Genomic DNA, 14572 nt, shown 5'->3' with positions numbered 1-14572 from the left:
AGTCAGTGTTCTTTTTGGTTGGGCGCCGCGGCGGACCGAAGCATCCAGACTTCGGCTTCGATGATTCGTTCTTCAACAGCGTAACGGCTGACGAATGTGGTCATGCATCGTCATCAGCAAGTCGACCGTGGGTCGATACGTTAATAATCGGAATATTCGCCGACGCGATGAACGAATGACCTGTGCAGGAAGGAGCATCAGCGAGTTCAAGTACGTCCAGAATTCCATCCGAACGATGCGGTTGCGTGCTTCTCGACGGACTCGCCGCTGACCTTCGTTGCCTTTGACCCGGATCAACATTCCGCTCCATGTTTTCAACGTCCAAGCCAGTGACGCAAACACCATGTACGCCATGTTGCTCTCTAGGTTGTCCAGCGGCGCGGTCAACGCTCCGCTGGCGTTCAGTTGGCTGATCGTATTTTCTTGGTTGCAGCGTTTGTTGCTGGCACGAATGACTTCGCGAGCAGGCGCATCGTCGGAAGCTTCATTGCTGATGTAAAAGAAATACTTTTCTTCAGAGAACAACAATTGCTGGCCACTGGTCACATCGATGTCTTTCCGCACGACAACCATCCGGTACGACTTCTTGCATGCCGTGGGACGATACTCGAATTCAGCGTAGCTCTCACCGGTGAGGCGTTTGTTCTTGTAGCCATTGGCGACCACGATGCGCTCCTTCACTTTCGGACGTTTCGCACGCTTCATCTCGTCTGCTGCACCGACTGAGGATCGATCGAGGCGTTTCCATGCGGTTTTTGGCAGGGAATCGGCCATTCGGCAAAGATTTCGATGGGCCGAGTAGCCGAGGACAAACTTCACGCCCAACTCATCCCAGCGATCCAAGTGTTCGGTTGAAGAGAATGCAGTATCGCCACGAAGGACAATTTTTCGAAAGCCCGCTTTTTTGCATTGGTCGATCGCCAGGTCGTAGAAGAACGCCGAGTCTTCTTCGCTGACTCGGTTGCCAGGGCGATTGTGGATGTAAAGCAATTCTTGGGTTTCGGCGAGCGTGACAACCAGCGGATGATAGCCCCATTGTCCTTTGTAGCTGATTCCGATTCCCTCTTTCTTTTCGCCAGCGGTTTCCACCATCGTGCCGTCCGCTTCGATCGTCGCACAATCAAAGAAACGGTCTTCTTGCTGTTTCCAAACCGTCTGTCGAACACGATTGATCGCCTGCATCACCATGATCAATTGTACGTGACTGAATCGTCGACAAAAGTCACCCGCTGTCGTCGGGTCGGGGATGCGTTCGGCTCCAAGTGCATCGAGATAGGCTTCGTCATTGCGTCGGTGTTCGATGTGATCAAGGCATGTCCCACCGGCGAGCAAGTTAAGGGCGATGTTTAGAATGTGATCCGCTTCGTCATAGGGCAGATGGAGTTTCAGCACGCTGGCCGATCGATTCAGTTCCTTTCGAATCCCAAGCGTTTTGATGAGTTCGACAATCGCCGCCAGTCCTCCGCAGGTGACGGCCTGTTGCTTCTCAGCGAGTTCGATCTTAGTCGTCGCCGGACGGATCATGGGAGATTGCCATTTTCCATGCTCAATTGAGATGCGGCGTAATAATTTGCGTTTGCGTTTTCGGAGCTGCTGACGTACTTTAGCGTTCACTCGAAACCCTCCGTTGAGTAAGTGGATTGAAGTCTTCGTAACCTCCAATACACCCGCAAAACGCTGAGGGTTTTCGAGTTTTTCTCATTTTTCTAAATTAGGCAGTCGCTTGATTGAGGACTAGTCCTCTACAACCACTTTGCCCATCGCTTTTTTTCTCTCCAAGCGAGTTTATGCTTGTCCGACTTGCCCCTTCAAGGCTGCCGCTTCAAAGGTCGCGTTTTCGCCATAGGCGTTGATGAGCATCGCTTTCATCTTGATTGTCCTACATGAATCAAAATGATTGTCTTTTGGCGTGTCCATGCACATAATTGGCGTGTCCATGCACATAATACGGGTACGACTGCATCGAACAAGTACGCACATTGCGGACACAAAGGCAAAGATAGGATACCGACGACAAGAACCGACACACCATTTACGAGCTGCCCGCTTGCCCCGATAAAGCGACGCTCATCGAAACGAACGCGACGCATTGCTTGCCGTTCTTCCACAGTTCAATCTGCACGAGACCGAGCATGAACGGAACGGGTACAATTACGACTTCGAGAACAATCCATTGGTCGCGAGAGCGTCGGGAGGGGGGCCCCATCCCGATATTGATACTACACGGAACAAAAACATGAACCTAAATAGATTTAAGATGACAATTCGATTTCCGCAGCGAACCTCGCAATCTTGTACTGGTTGTGCGAGCATCGCACTGCTGGCGGTCGTTTTTGGGCAAGCTCCGGCTGTTGCCAACTCGGCGGATCAGCCCAACATCGTTCTCGTCTTCATCGACGATATGGGATGGGGCGATTTTTCATGCTTCGGCAATGAGGACGCCAGAACGCCCAATATCGACCGTCTGGCGACCGAAGGTGTTCGCTTCGAGCAGTTCTACGTCAACTCGCCGATCTGCTCGCCATCGCGAACCGCGATTTCTACCGGACAGTATCCGCAGCGTTGGCGGATCACGTCGTTTTTGAATAATCGCAAGGACAACCATCGACGCGGGATGGCGCAGTGGCTTGATCCGAAGGCTCCCATGCTGGCACGATCGCTTCATCAGGCAGGCTACGCGACTGGGCATTTTGGCAAGTGGCACATGGGCGGCCAGCGAGACGTCAACGAGGCTCCAGCGATCACGGACTACGGATTCGACGAGTCGCTAACCAATTTTGAAGGTATGGGGCCAAAGCTATTGCCTCTGACACTAAAACCGGGGCAGAACGAACCCGGCAGGATTTGGGGCGGAGCGGAAAGCTTGGGTGAAGGCTATCGATGGATGCTGCGCAGTGAGATTACATCAGGGTTTGTGGACGCCGCGATCCCGTTCATCGATAAAGCAGAGGAGGCTGACAAGCCGTTTTACGTCAACCTTTGGCCCGATGATGTTCATTCACCGTTCTGGCCACCGGTGGAAACTTGGGGCGATGGTTCCAAGCGAACACTCTATCTGTCGGTTCTAGAGTCGATGGACAAACAGTTGGGCAGGCTGTTTGATCGAATTCGGGACGACGACGGACTTCGCAACAACACGTTGATCTTGGTTTGCTCGGACAACGGGCCCGAACAGGGTGCTGGCGAAGCGGGGCCGTATCGGGGCTTCAAGACGCACCTTTACGAGGGCGGCCTTCGATCGCCGTTGATCGTTTGGGGACCGAAGTTCGTGAAGAAGCAAAACCATGTGGACAAGCGATCGGCGTTCTCGGCCATCGACCTTGTACCGACGTTGCTGGAGTTAACTCATACGCCGTTTCCAGACGACACCGCGTTCGATGGTGAGCCGCTCGTCAACACGCTGCTTGGCGAAGGAGGCTCTCGCAAGGCTCCGATCTTCTTTCGTCGTCCTCCCGATCGCGACTCCTTCTACGGCGACGAAGACCTGCCTGATCTGGCTGTCCGTTCGGGCAGGTGGAAGTTGCTATGCGAATACGACGGCACCGAAGTCGAACTGTACGATCTACGCGATGATCCCGCGGAGTCAAAGAACGTAGCCGTTGGCCACGCCGAAGTTGCGAACCAACTCACAAAGTCGTTATTGGAGTGGCATCAGTCCATGCCGCCAGACAATGGCCCCAGCCTTTAAGTACACCCTGCCAACTGAAACCAAAGGGCGACTACCGCTGCGGCCCAACCCCGAATCCTGGTGTGGATGAATCGCTAGTTCACCGTTTCAATCTCGCCGGGACGCCAGGTTTTTTCGATCCATGGCTCGAGCGGTCCGTACATGCGAAGGATGCAGAACCAGCTTTTGCCAGGTTTGGTAGCAAGCCAGTTGCCTTCTTTGCCCTTGGGTGCTTTGGGTCCAAAGTAGACGTCGTAGGAACCGTCTAGGTTCTTCTTCATCCCCTTGGTAAGACTGCCGACGGTGGGGAAAAGCTGGCTGGTCTGGAGCTGGCAACGGGTCTGGGTGTCGTAGATCGTGACCGCCCAGAAATCATTCACCGGCACGTTCGGCGGCAAATGCAGCTTGTAGGTCTTCGCGCCATCGAAGGGTTGATCGTTGTTGTCCAACACACCCAAAGCGTAATCGGAACCTTGTCCCACATGAGGTGTCGCCATCGCGGGAGTCACGCCGCCCGCGTTGTAGTAGAAGAGCACCCTCGCATCGAGATTCATCGCACCGTCCTCCTGAAAGGAGGTGTTCTTGTTCGCATAGGCGGTCACCCAATTGCTATTCGTATCAGGATAGATCTTCACCCCGGAGATTCGTGTGTCGTAAGTAATGGAACGCCCTGCGGCATTTCCAAGCAAGGCCGCCTCGGTTAGCAGCTTCTTCATCCGCTCGTCAGGATGGAAGGGCTGTCCTTTGACGATGCCGATGCTGGCCATGTATCCACGCACCTCTGGACCGACCGCATCGATCGGCTCGGCCTGAACGATGTTGTTCAAAATCTCATAGTATTCCAAGGTGCTCGGGAAGATCGTGCTGAACGACCGGCCGGACATATTGACGAGTTCTGTCGGTGCCGGATTGGCGGCATCCTTCAACGGATAAACTTTCAGCCCGGATTTGAAGTTCTCAACGGCCGCCTCGAGGCCGTCCTTGATGGAGCCACGCAGGAATAGGAAGTTTTTGTTGGTTGGCGGCTTCAGCAGGAAGTAGCCGTCCGGGATCTCGCCCTGATAGCCGGGAGGGATGACGAGGTATTTACCGCCCTTGCCCTTGTCAGGTCCAGTGACACCCATGTTGCCGACGAATCGCTGCCATGCGTCGTCGAGGAAGCCGAGCATGCCGGGTGGGATCTCGATGACGGTCGGTCCGTCGTTTGCCAGATCCGTGGGAGCGTAGGCATACATCGTCGAGGTATTTGAGGTGATAACCGGCGTGCGGGAATCCATCAGCTGTTCCCAGATAGCGATCTTGTTCGGTGCGTCGGCTCCTTGCTCGGCCATTCCGGCAAGGACGCTGTAGATCGATACTGCGCCGACATTGTCAAGGTAGACCCCGAGCGCACGCGAGCGGGTTAGGTAGTCATAGACGAGGTCGTTGGTGTCACCAATCGGCACGCCATCGAAGAATTCTAGTTCGCCAGCCACCGTATGAACTTTGTCTGGGATGGAAGCCGCCGTCGTTTTCGCGGCTTCCCTGGCTGGGTCGTTCTGTCCGTAGGCGGTCGCGATGGTGAGCGTGCCGATAAGTGTTAGGGTGATGATGCTTGGTTTCATTGATTCTAGGGGGTAATGAGTCGTGAGTGACTTTGTCGGTGGAACTTGAAACGGTTTCTACCTTGTGACATCGATGTAGTTCACTTGCTTCTTTTCTTCGGTGGGCCCGGGAACGTCCAGCTGCCGTCGATGATCGCCTGACTCGGCTCATACATTCGAACGGCGTAGTTCCATCCTTCCATGATCGGCAGACAATTCTCTGTGGTATTTGGATCTCCTCCAAAGCGGATGGTGTAGGACCCGTCGCTGTTGGGTTTGGCAGTCAGACTGTTGAGGCTGTAGGCGTTGTATTTGTTCTGCTGAAAATATCCCTTTTCGTTGTAGAGGCTGATGGACCAAAAGCCCTTGACCGGTACATCCTTGACCGTGATCTCGTATTCGCCGACCGGCAGGTTCGGTTGCACATTCACATACTGAGCGTCCTTGTCCGGCAGGCCGCCCCAAGCGGATGCATTGCCGATCATGAAGTGAACCGGATCGACATCGGCTTTGGAGCCGAAGGTCTGGGTGTATCGTTTCAGTCCCTTGGCCAATTCAAGGATCGCATCCAGCGTCGCCTTGTAGCTGGCTTTGTCGTAGTTCGGCAGAACAAAAGGTTCGTCAGATCCCGTGTCAATCTGAATCTGGTCCTGAAGCTTGTGGGCGATCGCCAGATCTGCGGCATCTTCCGGATTCGCAAGCGTGCGAATGACCACGCCGACGTAGGGAGTTTCAAACTTCTTCATCGTCAATTCATGCGAACCAGCACCGTAATAGACGTCATTCACATAGCCGTCGTTGTTGATCACCATCAAGGACATGTATCGCTTGCCGCTATCGGGCATGGTTACCGTCGCGCCTTTTGAAATGTTAACAACGCCGATGCTATAAAGCGTATCGCGGTTCATTCGAATGACATTTTGCTTGTCGATGGGCGTGGGCGTCCGATTGCTGTGAACCTGGTTGATACCCGACAGCTTCGCGATTCCTTCGAACTCAAAATCCGTCTGTGCTTTGTTGAAATTGTCGACGTTAACGACGATGGGCGTCTTGGATTCTACGGCTGGATCGCTTTGTGCGTTGGCGCTCGTGAGAGTGAGCGCAACGGTCAGTATTAGTGTGAGAGTGTTCGTTGTCATAGTCATTGAATTGAGAAGATTTTGGTATGTCGCTGGTCGGGTAGGTTGGTACGTCATTACGGTATTCATCGGTTTTACCTTAAGGCGGCGGGCCCGCAAACGTGGCTGTGGCTTCCAGCCCCAGATCAAAAGAGACTGCGACTGGAAGCCACAGCCACGTAAAATCACCACAACAAAAAATCAAACCGCGTGATAACTTATGTAGTGGATCTTGTTTATCTTGCCTTCACGATGCCCGGTGGCTTCCAACTGCCTTCATGCGGGCATCAGGGCGAAAGGGCTTGTCCTTAACGATGCCGATCGCCGCCAATTGGCCTCGCATCTCCGGTCCGGTTGCATCGAGGGGTTCAACTTGCACCAGCTCGTTGAGGTCCTCGAAAAAACGAATGTCACGGGTGACGATCGTGCTGTAGCTCTTACCGGACATGTTAATGAACTCGGTGGCAGGAGGGTTGTCCGCCTTCGCGAGTGGGTAGATCCGGAGCTTCGATCTAATATTCTCCACGGCCGGCGCGAGTCCCTTCGCAATCGAACCACGCAGGAACATCAGGTTGTTGTAGGTGGGCAGCTTGACGATGAAATAGCCCTCGGGCTCGTCTCCGCTGTAGTCCGGAGGAAGCAGCAAATACTTGCCACCCTGGCCCTTGTCCGGGCCGATCACGCCGAGGTTGTCGATGAAGCGGAACCAAGCGTCATCGAGGAATCCCAGCATGCCGGGCGGAAGTTCGACGACCAGCGGACCTTCGGTTTTCAGGTCGAGATAGGTCAGGGCATACAAGGTGGAAGTGTTGCCCGTGAGGTAGAGCGATGCGGGTTGAAGGAGTTGCTCGGAAATCGTGACCTTGTTGGACGCATCCGCACCGATGCTTGCATTGCCTTTCCGCATGGCATTGAGCGATGCAGCGCCCTGGTTGTTGAGATAAACCTCGACAGCCCGCATCCGATAGAGATTGTCGTAGAGCTTGTCGATGGTAGCGTCGTTCGGCACGCCGTCGAAGAACTCCAGCGTTCCGATCGGTGTCTCGACCTCATCAGGGATGGCGATCGATTCGAGGGTTTCTTGAGAGACTTGGGCGAACGCTGAACCGCTGCCGGCTAAACCCATCACACCGATGAGGACGGATGTCCAGAGCCTTTGTTCGGGTGAGTATTTCATTGAATTCATTTTCATTGGATGTCGGATCGTGCTTCGCCGCTGAGTGCGGCCTTTGCGTGTATTCAAAGTGCCTGATTTGATCAGCTTGGTAAAGTTGATGGCACGGAGTATAACGTTTGTCATTCGTTCGGCGGAAAGCAAAGCCGAAAAATGCTCTTGCTTTCCCTAGCACCGACTACATCTACCGAAGGTGGGTCGTCGCAGAAGGGTTGTCTGCGGGCGGCAAGTGGAACGGGCTAGTATTCCGCCGCAGCTCAGTTTTCGGGAAGGGCCGTTTCCTACTGGCTACACTCTCAAGTGATTTGGCCGGTGGGTACCGGCCCTACTCCGAACGCCTACTCGCAATTCAAGCTGAGTCGGAATACTAGGAAGTCGCTCCCAGCACGACCTCGCTCGTCCCCTTCGGCAAGTCGAAACAAGCGACAAGGTTTCGTTCATTAGCGATCCATGTCCCTGCATCCAACGTCGATCGACGGGTCGCCTCTCGCAGCATCGTGCGATCGGTTCCCTGCTCGATGCTCACAGGTCCCGACGCGCCGTTAACCTGCAATGTGTATCTTTCCGCGGCAAAGGGTGCGGTGAGCGTCAACCGGTTACCGTCACGGCTAATCTCGGTCAATTGTTTGGCGGCCCAGTAGCGGCCAATCTCGCTGACCTTCATCCAGATCGTGTCGTCGGCGAATCGCGATGCCAACGATTGAACGACTCGCTTGAACGAACGGAACCCTTCTTCGCTGCCGTTACTGTACATCCCCGGCCAATGACAGAGCATGACCGCTGGTTGCCGCCGCTGGATCAGTTCGACCATTCGGCCGCGGGTCGCCTCGGCATCGCAATAGCGATCGGGTTCAGAGAGGGAATCGCCCTGCCAACCGCCAAACCAATCGCCCGTTCCCGCCGGAACGTGTACGGTTAACCGCACGTCGTCGGTTCCCACGCCGCGCAAATGTTCGAGCTTGGGCTCGGTACTTTGGTCACCAGAGTTCGCATACTTGAAATAGTGCGGCAGGTCGATGCCATACACGTCGCGAACCGCCTGGTCGACCGCGAGCGGCAATTCGCTTTTCACCGAGTTACCAAATCCCCCGGGAGTGGTGATTCCTTCGCAGGGTAGACCACAGTTCTTCAAGATGCGAAGTGCATAGGCCAGATAGGCCGCCAATTCGTCCACACTCTTTTGCTCCTGTGGATACGAATTCTCCATGGTTGCCGCATTGATCTCCGCCATCGGTTTGCCGGTCTTCAGATTGATCACGCGAGTGTGCGTGATCATCTCGGGATGAATGTCCCAGTTGGGGACCATCAACTCGCGGACAAGTTTCAAGCTGGACTGCAATTCGGCTCGCGACCAACCGGGCAATTCGCGATCAAGCCAGCCGACACAGGCAGGATTGGGGACGATGCTGTATTTGCCTTTCACCCCCTGATCGGCACACCACTCGCCGAATTGGCGGACAAAGCCATCGGGGATCTCACGCGGCCATGATCTCCACGGTTTTTGATACTCGGCGCGGTTTGGCCAGGCGGCCGCGAACTGAGGATTGCAAAAGTGCCCCATGTTCACCAAGCACGTTGAATCATCAATGATGAACGACAGCGGCACTCGATCGCGCGGCATCAGCACTTTGATGCTTGCTGGCCGGGTCGGCAGTTGAGCGGGCGACACGAGATCGGGCGTTTCGGCTGACTCTAAACGGGATATCCCCATACCTGTGACTGCCGTCGCGGCGGCGCCCCAGGCAGACATGCGAAGAAAATCTCGCCGATCCTGGATGGAGGATGCACGGTGCGGGTTCATTTCGGACACTCTCGGTTAACATTTAGACGCTCACGGCGAGCACAACACGGCTCGTCGCACTGCCCTATTCTATCGTGTCCCGCTGGCGACGTTTCCCACCGCAGCCGTGAGTTCACTCCTCGGTGCCGTGAGCGTAGGTTCGGCTCCGCCGGATGATTGATTCGTGAATCAATGTCTCAGGTTCCAGTCGAGGCTAAGAATGCGCACTACCAATGGTCGCTTTGTTTTGAACCGGGAATACCCGAGTCATGCTAAGGAAAATCCCCCACGCAAACTTGAGGCGGATGAATTTTGGTTTCGATGCACTCCCTGGCGCCGCGTGCTTGTAGGGTTGCCGACTCACATGCGCCACTCGCGCAATGAGTGTGCGTCGTTTTGTCCATGAAGGATGGTCAAGATCCGAATCACGGACCGTCGGCTGCAAGGCAAGAAGGACCGAATGCGTCGCTCGCGTTGTTCGGTCGGATGCTTCTCTTCAGAACCCATCGGGCATTTGGAACGCGATGTGCAGGGATTGCTTGGTTAAGGGCACGGGGAACGATCAACCAACCGGGTCAGATTGTTGTTGCCGGGGAATTTGGGGAGTCCGACGTGCGACGGTGACTTCGTGTGAGAAATATTTGCACGACGATGCCGGTGGAGGTGTGAAGAAATTGCGCGCTTTTTCAAACCCGTCAGTTTGTTGCTGCGGGTTTAGATTGTTGTTCTCGTCACAAGCTATTCATTACGGAGGAGATTGAGATGAAATCAGATCGAAAACGAAGCTGCCGGAAACTGGCTTGCCAATCACTGGAGACGCGTCGTCTGCTCGCCGGTGACGTGGCCGCTGATCTAGCTGCCGGACTACCGGCCACCGATGCGGAGTCGGCAAACGTCGTGGAGATCGTCAATCCACCTGAGACACAGTGTCACGCTAGAAAATCCGATCGAGTCGGTCAGTCTCCGGGGGCACACGAACGTCCCGGAATGGGATGGAAAGGTGGAGCCGATGTCGCCGTCGCCGAGCGCATGGAACCGGTGGCCGTTGATCTCGCGATGGTGGCGGAAGATTCCGAGGATCCGATTTTGCCGGCTGTCGACGCGATGCCCGGCCCCGCTCCGAACGCCGGGGATGGCATACCGGACGGAAGCGGCTTCGACACGCTGCCCGGCTCGGTCGGCGACGGCGAACTATTCGGTCCCGCACCGAACTCGGGAGACGGCAACCCGGACGGAAGCGGATTGGTTGCGCCACACAAACGCGGCTAGCGTTCGAGCCCATCGTGTCCAGTTAAGGCCAGTTAACCCGACGTCCCGACCCCTTAACCCCAATTCTTGATCTTGACGCACCACTAGTATTCCGACTCAGCTTGAATTGCGAGCAGGCGTTCGGAGTAGGGCCGGTTCCCACCGGCCAAATCACTTGAGAGTGTGGCCGGTAGGAAACCGCCCTCCCGAAAATTGAGTTGCGGCGGAATACTAGGGCCAATCCACTCTCCTCTTTCGCGTGGTCAACGATTGGTGCTGCACCGATGCGTCGGGGCTCATCTCAACGGAGTGCCTTGTAGTGGCTTTCCGGTCGCGTCAAGTACCTGGATGCCCATCATGTTTTTGTCTTCGTTCGGATTGGAATAACGCCACACCAAATGCTTGTCGCGTGTAATCTCAAAGAGTCCATTACCACGCCCATCTTCTTGATAGGCTTGGTAGACACCCACGGCGATGTGGCCGTTCGGCAGGACGTGGACATCACACATCGAGCCGATGACCACGCCCTCAATCTCTTTATTGGATAACTTCCAGACCTCCTTTCCGTGGGGATCGAATTCGGTGATCTGATCGATGTGTCCCGTCAGGGTGTTTCCGTTGTCGAGCCGAACCGCAGAGAAAGCGATGTTATCGACTTTGGCCTCGAAGACGACCTCTCCTTGGGGCGTGTGTTCGCGGACGACATGCGCTCCCGAGTGGCAAACAAGGTAGTTGCCGTTGTTCAGTTTGCGGACCATTCGGAGGTTATGGTGATCCCCCTCGCGGTACGGCTGAACTTGCATCTGAAAGACAATTTTTCCGTCCTGGTCAATCTCCAAGATTCGGCCTGTGGAGTTTTCGCCTACGAGCGTCAAGCCGCCCGGCAATCGTTGGCAGGAAAAAGCACCGCCACCCCGCGTCTTTTGAGACTTGTATTGCCACACGATAGCGTTCGTTTCAGGGTTGACCTCTTTGATCTCACCATCGGCAAACAAGACGTTACCGTTGGGCAACATCCAACAGTCGTGCGCATTGCCGGCGGGGTAGGACCATTTGATCTCCCCAGTTTGGTCCATCAGCCGTATTCTGCGGGAGCCCGTCGAAAGCACCATGTTCTCGAGACCACCAAAAACGCTCTGCTTCGGCATGTCCTGAGCACACGCGATGTGTGCTGTCCATAGCATGGTGATGACTGCAAGTCGATTCATCTTAATCTTCCCGTTGTTCCGTTTTAAATCAGCGAATTTGGCGCGCCCCAACAATCCAAAAGCTAACAAAGAAACCGGGTGACGAACAGCGATCGGCTCGTTTAGGGGTGGCACAAACTGAATTTCACGTGGGTTACCGGTGACGCGGGTCGATCTTTTAGGATTAGAAGGTGACTGATGGGGGAACCGAGAGGATCGATGCGACTCGGATGGGGTGGCTGCCTTCCCTTTCCATCTTTCTTCCATCGTCTCGGTGGCTTTTTGAGAACAAAACAAAATCGAATTACGCGAGAGGCCCGAACGGTTTCAATTGCTTGAGCATCAAGATCGAATAGGGCGGCCCCTCGCCGAGTTGCTTGTTGGCCAACCGTCCGAGTTCCGTATTCAACTCGATTTGCTTACTCTGAATGTCCTGAAGTGTCGAAGTGGTGTTCTTCTGTTGAGCGATAACGACATCGATCTGTTTGAGTAGATCGACTTGGGATTCTTCACTCCGCTCGGCATTGACGGCCGGCTCTTGATTGGCTGCTTCTTGAAGCATCGCAATTCGCAATTCGGATGCGATGTTCTGCTGCTTCGCGTCGATGGACGTTGGCGGCGGGCTTGGGCTGTGACTCGATAGATGAAACACCACGCGTCGTGCCGTCACGCGAACCCGCGCAGCAATCTTCATCAACTTCAGACGAATCGTGTCGACACGCCAGCGTGCGTGCTCGCTGGCGGACAAACCCAAACGCCGCAGACCATCCATCAGCACATAAGCGAACGACGAAAGCATCAACCGAAACTGATTGGCCAGCGATGGCGATCCGAACTCTTTGTCGTTCGATAGCGGAGCCATTTGAAGAACGCTTGCTTGGTGCCAAAACAAGACTGCTTGATGCGGGCTCGTGTCATTTCGCACGCGATTTGCCGGATCAAAACGCTGTTTTTCTGCAAACCAAATACATAGCTAACATCGTTCTTGTCGCACCAACGCATCAATCGTTCGATCGCAAATCCACTGTCGCCGCGTAGGGTGATCCGTACATCAGGCCATCGCGATCGGATCTTGGCAACCAATAGTTTGGTAATTCCGCGAGCGTGATGGGCCGCCCCTACACTGCTGGGACGAAGGTATGAAACGAGGATTTGGTCGCCGCAAAAAACATACAACGGAAGAAAGCAATAGCTGTCATAGAGCCCGTTGAAGTATCGTTTGTCTTGCTCGCCGTGGATGGTGTCGTCGGTAGCGTCGTAGTCAAGAATAATCTCTTCAGGAGGTTCTTCAAAACTGTCCAGGAAAGTATCGACAAGGACTTCGTGTAATTCAAAAATTGCCTTGGAGTCGATTCGATTTTCAAACCGGCTGTGCGTCGAGGGACTTGCGAGTGGCTGATGTTCGTCCTCGTAATTGTTTTGTGCGGGAGTGCGTCCGGCGGCAACTCGGGAATCGCTTCGTCAATGCGGCGAATCAGATCGAGCCTACGGTCGACCTCTCGCAGCAGCACGAGGCCTCCGTCGGAGGTGAGCGTTCCGCCATCGAAATCGAGCTCAACAGCTTGTCGTCGGAGCCGTTTCAGTACAGGTCGTTTTCGTGTACGCTTTGTCATTGCCGAAAGCCTTGGGTTCGTGGTGTATGAAGTGTCGTAACTCCAATACATACCGGAACTAAGGCTTTCGCGCTATAGGGGCTGCGCAATCAGCGGATGCAATATCCGGGCTAAAGCCTTGCTGCTCATAAAGTGCCGCTGTCCAGCTAGGCTTTGGAATACAACGCCGTTGGCGTAAAGCCCAAGATCCATTCAGTCCATTAGCAAGCATCATTGTGACACGCAGATCGAGGCATCCCGCTCGGTGTGGGCAAAACAGTTCCGCAACTTATGAATCGCACGTCCCGAGAGGCACAACGGTGTCCTTCACGCGATCGGTATGCCGCTAGTAAATAGAACGCCGTCTCGTTTGCATTGGGGGTGGAACGACATGTGCAGAGGAACAAGGGTGGCGCGGAAGGTGGGTTTGATGAAAGTAAAATTCCGGTTGAAGGGGCGATGTCAATGAACGTCAAACGCTGGTCACCAAGTCATCGAGAGGGTGTGTTTTGGATGGCGGTTCTCCTGTTTGCCATCGTATTACTGTTGATGTTGACACAGAGGGCTGTCGGATTGCTGTCGGGCTAGGGGACTGGGATCTTCGTTCATTCAGTTTTGAGGAATGAAACGAAACAGGTTGTCGAGATCAAAGACGGTGGGCGGTTTCGCACATCTGGTCCTCTTTGGTGTGACAGCGTGTATCAGCTATGAGGCATCGTTGGCGCAGTCGCTGGGTCTGTCTGCGCAAAACGACTCTGAATCAGCACAGCTGGGCATCGAGGTCACCGATCGTCCTGCTAGACGACGGTCAGTTAAGCTTTGAGTCCGTCGCGAGCGAGGAAGACTCAGCGAGTCGGAACGTCTCGAACGCTGAGCTTACGACGTCGGTAATTCCAAGATAAATTGTGGAGTTCTTTGGCTGGGAAAATGGCTAGCGCTAGCAGAACCAGTAGCGGAGCATCGAGAAGCCATTCAAAACCATTTCTGCCGCTGTCAAACTCGCGCTGCCTGGAAGCGTCATTCACGTCTATCCCGGCATTTACCGCGAAACGGTCACGCTCGAAAAGGCAGGCGCAGCGGAACACCCGAATTTTCTGGAAGGCATTCGCGATTCCATTTTGCAGCTCATTTTTGGTGAGGATGGACTGAAAGTCGGACTCGTTAAAATGTTCCTCGATCCGATTCACGAACCACTTGGAAATGGTAAGTACGATCACGCCACA

The 14572-nt window shown here is 54.6% G+C and carries 12 protein-coding genes and 1 pseudogene; 2 read left to right on the top strand and 11 right to left on the bottom strand.

Going from position 1 to position 14572, the window contains the following annotated elements; translation table 11 throughout:
* Window positions 1–72 precede the first annotated feature (72 nt).
* Entirely contained in the window at window positions 73–1614 is a 1542-nt protein-coding gene (locus Poly41_RS04545) for an IS1380 family transposase (RefSeq protein WP_146524668.1), read from the bottom strand.
* A gap of 171 nt (window positions 1615–1785) precedes the next feature.
* A complete protein-coding gene (locus tag Poly41_RS33825; protein WP_197231063.1) occupies window positions 1786–1938 on the bottom strand; it encodes a hypothetical protein in 153 nt (50 codons plus the stop codon).
* Between the two features lie 319 nt (window positions 1939–2257).
* Between Poly41_RS33825 and Poly41_RS04540 the strand changes: the two genes are divergently transcribed.
* Window positions 2258–3688, top strand: a complete 1431-nt coding sequence (locus Poly41_RS04540; RefSeq protein WP_146524667.1) for a sulfatase-like hydrolase/transferase — start codon at window positions 2258–2260, stop codon at window positions 3686–3688.
* A 74-nt stretch (window positions 3689–3762) separates the two neighbouring features.
* Here Poly41_RS04540 and Poly41_RS04535 read toward each other — a convergent pair whose 3' ends face one another.
* The 4 genes from Poly41_RS04535 to Poly41_RS04520 all read right to left on the bottom strand — a co-directional run bounded on the left by Poly41_RS04535 (window position 3763) and on the right by Poly41_RS04520 (window position 9343).
* Window positions 3763–5271: a DUF1254 domain-containing protein gene (locus Poly41_RS04535; RefSeq protein WP_146524666.1), complete on the bottom strand. Its 1509-nt coding sequence runs from the start codon at window positions 5269–5271 to the stop codon at window positions 3763–3765.
* A gap of 80 nt (window positions 5272–5351) precedes the next feature.
* Window positions 5352–6389 (bottom strand): DUF1214 domain-containing protein, encoded by a 1038-nt coding sequence (locus Poly41_RS04530; protein WP_146524989.1) that lies wholly within the window; start codon window positions 6387–6389, stop codon window positions 5352–5354.
* Between the two features lie 226 nt (window positions 6390–6615).
* The gene (locus Poly41_RS04525; protein ID WP_197231062.1) at window positions 6616–7545 is read right to left on the bottom strand and encodes a DUF1254 domain-containing protein; all 930 of its coding nucleotides are present in this window, start codon (window positions 7543–7545) and stop codon (window positions 6616–6618) included.
* Window positions 7546–7909: 364 nt separating this feature from the next.
* The gene (locus tag Poly41_RS04520) at window positions 7910–9343 is read right to left on the bottom strand and encodes a hypothetical protein (RefSeq protein ID WP_146524665.1); all 1434 of its coding nucleotides are present in this window, start codon (window positions 9341–9343) and stop codon (window positions 7910–7912) included.
* A gap of 741 nt (window positions 9344–10084) precedes the next feature.
* Between Poly41_RS04520 and Poly41_RS04515 the strand changes: the two genes are divergently transcribed.
* Window positions 10085–10591, top strand: a complete 507-nt coding sequence (locus Poly41_RS04515) for a hypothetical protein (RefSeq protein WP_146524664.1) — start codon at window positions 10085–10087, stop codon at window positions 10589–10591.
* A gap of 275 nt (window positions 10592–10866) precedes the next feature.
* Here Poly41_RS04515 and Poly41_RS04510 read toward each other — a convergent pair whose 3' ends face one another.
* The 5 genes and pseudogenes from Poly41_RS04510 to Poly41_RS04490 form a co-directional block, all read right to left on the bottom strand.
* Complete coding sequence (locus Poly41_RS04510) at window positions 10867–11778, bottom strand: beta-propeller domain-containing protein (RefSeq protein ID WP_146524663.1); 912 nt, start codon at window positions 11776–11778, stop codon at window positions 10867–10869.
* Window positions 11779–12061: 283 nt separating this feature from the next.
* Window positions 12062–12619: a transposase gene (locus Poly41_RS04505; protein ID WP_146524662.1), complete on the bottom strand. Its 558-nt coding sequence runs from the start codon at window positions 12617–12619 to the stop codon at window positions 12062–12064.
* Window positions 12556–13110: a transposase gene (locus Poly41_RS35605; protein ID WP_390621406.1), complete on the bottom strand. Its 555-nt coding sequence runs from the start codon at window positions 13108–13110 to the stop codon at window positions 12556–12558. The genes Poly41_RS04505 and Poly41_RS35605 overlap by 64 nt, the downstream gene beginning before the upstream one ends.
* A 110-nt stretch (window positions 13111–13220) precedes the next feature.
* Window positions 13221–13370, bottom strand: a pseudogene (locus Poly41_RS35600) (transposase); the annotation flags it as partial.
* Window positions 13371–14194: 824 nt separating this feature from the next.
* Window positions 14195–14566: a hypothetical protein gene (locus Poly41_RS04490; protein WP_146524660.1), complete on the bottom strand. Its 372-nt coding sequence runs from the start codon at window positions 14564–14566 to the stop codon at window positions 14195–14197.
* Window positions 14567–14572: the final 6 nt, after the last annotated feature.

It is taken from the genome of Novipirellula artificiosorum (assembly GCF_007860135.1).
GTDB classification, from domain to species: Bacteria; Planctomycetota; Planctomycetia; order Pirellulales; family Pirellulaceae; genus Novipirellula_A; species Novipirellula_A artificiosorum.
Note: the sequence above shows the minus strand (reverse complement) of the source record. Positions and strands in the feature narration are given on the sequence as shown.

What these genes read in the sequence shown, in the direction of transcription:
- Poly41_RS33825 (WP_197231063.1), bottom strand. Translation starts at nt 1,938, where the DNA reads ATGGACACGCCAATTATGTGCATGGACACGCCAAAAGACAATCATTTT.
- Poly41_RS04540 (WP_146524667.1), top strand. Translation starts at nt 2,258, where the DNA reads ATGACAATTCGATTTCCGCAGCGAACCTCGCAATCTTGTACTGGTTGT.
- Poly41_RS04535 (WP_146524666.1), bottom strand. Translation starts at nt 5,271, where the DNA reads ATGAAACCAAGCATCATCACCCTAACACTTATCGGCACGCTCACCATC.
- Poly41_RS04530 (WP_146524989.1), bottom strand. Translation starts at nt 6,389, where the DNA reads ATGACAACGAACACTCTCACACTAATACTGACCGTTGCGCTCACTCTC.
- Poly41_RS04525 (WP_197231062.1), bottom strand. Translation starts at nt 7,545, where the DNA reads ATGAAATACTCACCCGAACAAAGGCTCTGGACATCCGTCCTCATCGGT.
- Poly41_RS04520 (WP_146524665.1), bottom strand. Translation starts at nt 9,343, where the DNA reads ATGAACCCGCACCGTGCATCCTCCATCCAGGATCGGCGAGATTTTCTT.
- Poly41_RS04515 (WP_146524664.1), top strand. Translation starts at nt 10,085, where the DNA reads ATGAAATCAGATCGAAAACGAAGCTGCCGGAAACTGGCTTGCCAATCA.
- Poly41_RS04510 (WP_146524663.1), bottom strand. Translation starts at nt 11,778, where the DNA reads ATGAATCGACTTGCAGTCATCACCATGCTATGGACAGCACACATCGCG.
- Poly41_RS04505 (WP_146524662.1), bottom strand. Translation starts at nt 12,619, where the DNA reads ATGGCTCCGCTATCGAACGACAAAGAGTTCGGATCGCCATCGCTGGCC.